Below are 6,166 nucleotides of genomic sequence, written 5' to 3'. Positions count from 1 at the left end.
CCAGCGATGAGGCCGGCACATCCAACTTATTCGCTCACTGACACACCGCCATCGCTGGCAAGCCAGCTCCCACAGGGTTCTCCAAGTTCTTGAGAAATCACGGGCATAAAAAAAACAGCCCGCCTCCTTGTAGGAAACGGGCCGTTTTTTCTGTGAGCCGCAGCTCAGTGCATCACTTGTTCAGGTGGAAATCTTTTTCCGCCGCTTCGAAGCGCTGCACCATGCCTTTGGTTGGCTCGCCCATTTTGCTGACGATGTAGATCGCCAGGCTGGCGAAGATGAAGCCCGGGATGATTTCGTACAGGCCCATCACCTCGAAATGCTTCCACACCACCACGGTGATGGCGCCGACCAGGATGCCGGCCAGTGCGCCATTGCGGGTCATGTCTTTCCAGATCACCGAGATCAGCACCACTGGACCGAACGCGGCACCGAAACCGGCCCAGGCGTAGGACACCAGGCCCAGTACGCGGTTTTCCGGGTTGGCGGCCATGGCGATAGCGATCAGTGCCACCAGCAACACCATCGCGCGGCCGACCCAGACCAGTTCAACCTGGGAGGCGGATTTGCGCAGGAAGGTTTTGTAGAAGTCTTCAGTCAGGGCGCTCGAGCACACCAGCAGCTGGCAACTCAGGGTGCTCATGACCGCGGCGAGAATCGCCGACAACAGGACACCGGCGACCCACGGGTTGAAGAGGATTTTCGCCAGTTCGATGAACACCCGCTCGTGGTTCTCGGTCACCGGACCGGCCACTTCCGGGTGCGCCGAGAAGTAAGCGATGCCGAAGAAGCCCACGGCGACGGTGCCGCCCAGGCACAGGATCATCCAGGTCATGGAGATGCGACGGGCGTTGGCAATCGATTTCACCGAGTCAGCGGCCATGAAACGCGCGAGGATGTGCGGCTGACCGAAGTAACCCAGACCCCAGCCCATCAGCGAGATGATGCCGATGAAGGTGGTGCCCTTGAGCATGTCGAAGTTGCTTGGGTCCTGGGCTTCGATGGCGAGGAACGTGGTATCGACGCCGCCGGTGGCCAGCAACACGATGATCGGCGTCAGCAGCAAAGCGAAGATCATCAGCGTGGCTTGCACGGTGTCAGTCCAGCTCACCGCAAGGAAACCGCCGATAAAGGTGTAGGCAATTGTCGCCGCAGCACCGGCCCACAGCGCCGTCTCGTAGGACATGCCGAAGGTGCTTTCGAACAGACGGGCGCCAGCCACGATGCCGGACGCGCAGTAAATGGTGAAGAACACCAGAATCACCACCGCCGAGATAATCCGCAGCAGGCCGCTGTTGTCTTCGAAACGGCTGGCAAAGTAGTCCGGCAGGGTCAGCGCATCACCGTTGTGCTCGGTTTGCACGCGCAGACGGCCGGCGACGAACAGCCAGTTCAGGTAAGCGCCGATGATCAGACCGATGGCGATCCAGCTCTCGGACAGGCCGGACATGTAGATGGCGCCCGGCAAGCCCATCAACAACCAGCCGCTCATGTCGGAAGCACCGGCGGACAATGCCGTCACCACGCTGCCGAGGCTGCGACCGCCAAGAATGTAGTCAGAAAGGTTGTTGGTGGAGCGATAGGCCATGAGGCCGATCAGTACCATTGCTGCGATGTAGATCACGAACGTGATCAGTGTTGGATTGCTTACGCTCATTAAGTACGCCCTGGCTTTGTTTTTATGTAGCAGCAGTGATCAATCGTACGCAAACGACGACGTTTGGCAGACGAATCGGGATCCCGCGCATTTAGGACTGATGTTTCCCCAGGAAAGCCACCAGCCGATACACCGGATACTTCCGGTTGCACCTTGGGCGCGAATGCTATGCAACAAAAGTAAAAAAGGTGCAACCAGTTTCTGGCGATTAAGTTGCACCTAGTCGGATATACCGATAAATACGCCGTTTTTGCTCCTTTTTAGCGCAGTCACGGCGCTCCGCTAGAAGTAAAAGCACCAAGCAGGAGCGGCACTTCAGTACCAGAAAATAATTCCTGACGAAGCGTTAATTTTTTCCGACAAAAAAAAGGGTTGCACCCGGTTGCACCTCTTTCGGCGCACGGCTAATCTTGCCGCCAGCTGATGCCACGCAACTGTGGCAACCATGAGGATAAAAATATGGCTACCACCACCCTTGGGGTCAAACTCGATGACCCGACCCGCGAGCGCCTGAAGGCTGCCGCGACCTCGATTGATCGCACACCGCACTGGCTGATCAAGCAGGCAATTTTCAATTACCTGGAAAAACTCGAGGGTGGTGCAACCCTGACCGAGCTGAATGGTTTGACCGCCAAGGACAGCGACGACGCCGGTGAAGTCCACACCGATCACGCGCACCAGTGCTTCCTCGAATTCGCTGAAAGCATCCTGCCGCAATCGGTACTGCGCGCCTCGATCACGGCCGCCTACCGCCGCCCTGAGCCGGAAGTGGTGCCGATGCTGATCGAGCAGGCGCGCCTGCCGGCTCAGATGGCCGAAGCCACCAACAAACTCGCCGCGACCATCGCGGAAAAACTGCGTAACCAGAAAAGTGCCGGCGGTCGTGCAGGCATTGTTCAGGGCCTGCTGCAGGAGTTTTCCCTGTCGTCCCAGGAAGGCGTGGCACTGATGTGCCTGGCCGAAGCGCTGCTGCGCATCCCGGACAAAGGCACTCGCGATGCACTGATCCGCGACAAGATCAGCACCGGCAACTGGCAGCCGCACCTGGGCAACAGCCCCTCGCTGTTCGTCAATGCGGCGACCTGGGGTCTGCTGCTGACCGGTAAACTGGTGTCGACCCACAACGAAGCCGGCCTGACTTCGTCGCTGAGCCGGATCATCGGCAAGAGCGGCGAGCCGATGATCCGCAAGGGCGTCGACATGGCCATGCGCCTGATGGGCGAGCAGTTCGTCACCGGCGAAACCATCGCCGAAGCACTGGCCAACGCGAGCAAGTTCGAAGCCAAGGGCTTCCGTTATTCCTACGACATGCTCGGTGAAGCGGCGCTGACCGAACACGACGCGCAGAAGTACCTGGCGTCGTACGAACAAGCCATCCACTCGATCGGCAAAGCTCCCACGGTCGTGGGATTTATGAAGGCCCGGGCATTTCCATCAAGCTGTCGGCCCTGCACCCGCGCTACAGCCGTGCGCAGTACGAGCGCGTGATGGACGAGCTGTACCCGCGCCTGCTGTCGCTGACCCTGCTGGCCAAGCAATACGACATCGGCCTGAACATCGACGCCGAAGAGGCTGATCGTCTGGAGCTGTCGCTGGATCTGCTCGAGCGCCTGTGCTTCGAGCCACAGCTGACTGGCTGGAACGGCATCGGTTTCGTGATTCAGGCGTACCAGAAGCGTTGCCCGTACGTGATCGACTACGTGATCGACCTGGCTCGCCGCAGCCGCCATCGCCTGATGATCCGTCTGGTGAAGGGCGCGTACTGGGACAGCGAAATCAAGCGCGCCCAAGTCGAAGGCCTGGAAGGCTATCCGGTCTACACCCGCAAGGTGTACACCGACGTTTCCTACATTGCCTGCGCGCGCAAACTGCTGTCGGTGCCGGAAGTCATCTACCCGCAGTTCGCCACGCACAACGCCCACACCCTGTCGGCCATTTATCACATTGCCGGTCAGAACTATTACCCGGGCCAGTACGAATTCCAGTGCCTGCACGGCATGGGCGAACCGCTCTACGAGCAGGTTGTCGGCAAAGTGTCCGAAGGCAAGTTGAACCGTCCATGCCGCGTGTATGCACCGGTCGGTACTCACGAAACCCTGTTGGCGTACCTCGTGCGTCGTCTGCTGGAAAACGGCGCCAACACCTCGTTCGTCAACCGCATCGCCGACCAGTCGATTTCGATTCAGGAACTGGTGGCCGATCCGGTGGCGCAGATCGAGCAGATGGCGACCGTGGAAGGTGGTTTTGGCCTGCCGCACCCACGCATCCCGCTGCCTCGTGACCTGTACGGCGCCGAGCGCGCCAATTCCGCCGGCATCGACATGGCCAACGAACATCGTCTGGCCTCGCTGTCCTGCGCCCTGCTCGCCACTGCGCACAACCACTGGAAAGCCGCGCCGATGCTCGGTTGCGCTTCCAGCAACGAAGCTCCAGCGCCAGTGCTGAACCCCCGCGGATCACCGTGATGTGGTCGGTCACGTGCAGGAAGCTACCGTCGAAGACGTCGACAACGCGATCCAGTGCGCGCTGAATGCTGCGCCCATCTGGCAGGCCACCCCGCCAGCCGAGCGTGCAGCAATTCTGGAACGTGCCGCTGACCTGATGGAAGGCGAGATCCAGCCACTGATGGGCCTGCTGGCCCGTGAAGCCGGCAAGACCTTCGCCAACGCCATTGCCGAAGTGCGTGAAGCGGTCGATTTCCTGCGTTACTACGCGGTGCAGGCGCGCAACGATTTCAGCAATGACGCCCACCGCCCACTGGGCCCGGTGGTGTGCATCAGCCCGTGGAACTTCCCGCTGGCCATCTTCAGCGGTCAGGTTGCTGCCGCACTGGCCGCCGGTAACCCGGTACTGGCCAAACCGGCAGAGCAGACGCCACTGGTTGCCGCGCAAGCCGTACGTTTGCTGCTGGAAGCCGGGATTCCCGAAGGCGTGCTGCAACTGCTGCCGGGTCGCGGTGAAACCGTCGGTGCCGGTCTGGTCGGTGATGAGCGCGTCAAAGGCGTGATGTTCACCGGCTCTACCGAAGTTGCGCGTCTGCTGCAGCGCAACATCGCCGGTCGCCTCGACAGCCAGGGTCGTCCGATTCCACTGATCGCCGAAACCGGCGGGCAGAACGCGATGATCGTCGATTCTTCGGCACTGACCGAACAAGTGGTGATCGACGTGGTGTCCTCGGCCTTCGACAGTGCCGGCCAGCGTTGCTCGGCCCTGCGCGTGCTGTGCCTGCAGGAAGATTCCGCCGACCGCGTCATCGAAATGCTCAAAGGCGCGATGGCTGAAAGCCGTCTCGGCAACCCTGAGCGCCTGTCCGTGGACATTGGCCCGGTGATTGACGCCGAAGCCAAGGCCGGTATCGACAAGCACATCCAGGCCATGCGCGACAAAGGTCGCAGCGTGTATCAGGTGGCTATCGCCGACAGTGAAGAAGTCAAACGCGGCACCTTCGTCATGCCGACCCTGATCGAGCTGGAAAGCTTCGACGAGCTGCAGCGCGAGATCTTCGGCCCGGTGCTGCACGTAGTGCGCTACAAGCGCAAGGACATCGACCAGTTGATCGGCCAGATCAATGCCTCCGGTTATGGCCTGACCCTCGGCGTACACACCCGCATCGACGAGACCATCGCCAAGGTGATCGACAACGTCAACGCCGGTAACGTCTACGTCAACCGCAACATCGTCGGTGCCGTGGTCGGCGTGCAGCCGTTTGGCGGCGAAGGCCTGTCGGGTACTGGCCCGAAAGCCGGTGGTCCGCTGTACCTCTACCGTCTGCTGTCGACGCGTCCTGCGGACGCCATCGAACAATCCTTCGCTCGCGGTGATGCGCTCGTTGCCCCGGACGTGCGTCTGCGTGAGGCCATGAGCAAACCGCTGAACGCTTTCAAGGCCTGGGCCGAGAGCAACCAATACGCCGAACTGAGCACCCTGTGCGTGCAATACGCCGCGCAGTCGCAAAGCGGTATCACCCGTGTGCTGGCCGGCCCGACCGGCGAGAAAAACAGCTACGCGATCCTGCCGCGTGAACACGTGCTGTGCCTGGCGGACGTCGAAGGCGATCTGCTGACCCAACTGGCGGCGGTATTGGCGGTCGGCGGTTCGGCGGTATGGCCGGAATCCGACATCAGCAAGGCCTTGTTCGCACGCCTGCCGAAGGACGTTCAGGCGCGGATCAAACGGGTTGCCGACTGGCACAAGGATGAAGTGGTGTTTGATGCGGTTCTGCATCACGGTCATTCCGACCAGTTGCGTGGCGTGTGCCAGCAGATTGCCAAGCGTGCCGGTGCGATCGTTGGCGTTCAGGGCCTGTCCCAGGGCGAGACCAACATCGCGCTGGAGCGCCTGGTGATCGAGCGCGCGTTGAGCGTCAACACGGCGGCGGCGGGGGGTAATGCGAGCCTGATGACTATCGGTTAAAAACCGTTAAGCCGGGTACTGCACAGGTGCCCGGTTCAGCAGAAAAAACTGTGGGAGCTGGCTTGCCAGCGATAGCGATGTGTCAGCCACCATTAA

Annotated in this window: 1 protein-coding gene and 1 pseudogene; one reads left to right on the top strand and one right to left on the bottom strand. The window is 60.9% G+C overall.

The features are described from left to right. Positions 1-172: 172 nt before the first annotated feature. Positions 173-1,657: a sodium/proline symporter PutP gene (gene putP, locus HT737_RS18045; RefSeq protein ID WP_121183342.1), complete on the bottom strand. Its 1,485-nt coding sequence runs from the start codon at positions 1,655-1,657 to the stop codon at positions 173-175. A 459-nt stretch (positions 1,658-2,116) separates the two neighbouring features. On the opposite strand from putP, the pseudogene putA reads away from it, so the two are divergent. Beyond that, positions 2,117-6,070: pseudogene (gene putA, locus HT737_RS18040) on the top strand (trifunctional transcriptional regulator/proline dehydrogenase/L-glutamate gamma-semialdehyde dehydrogenase). Positions 6,071-6,166 lie beyond the last annotated feature (96 nt).

This window comes from Pseudomonas sp. MD195_PC81_125 (assembly GCF_014060985.1).
GTDB classification, from domain to species: domain Bacteria; phylum Pseudomonadota; class Gammaproteobacteria; order Pseudomonadales; family Pseudomonadaceae; genus Aquipseudomonas; species Aquipseudomonas parakoreensis.
Note: the sequence above shows the minus strand (reverse complement) of the source record. Positions and strands in the feature narration are given on the sequence as shown.

What these genes read in the sequence shown, in the direction of transcription:
- putP (WP_121183342.1), bottom strand. Translation starts at nt 1,657, where the DNA reads ATGAGCGTAAGCAATCCAACACTGATCACGTTCGTGATCTACATCGCA.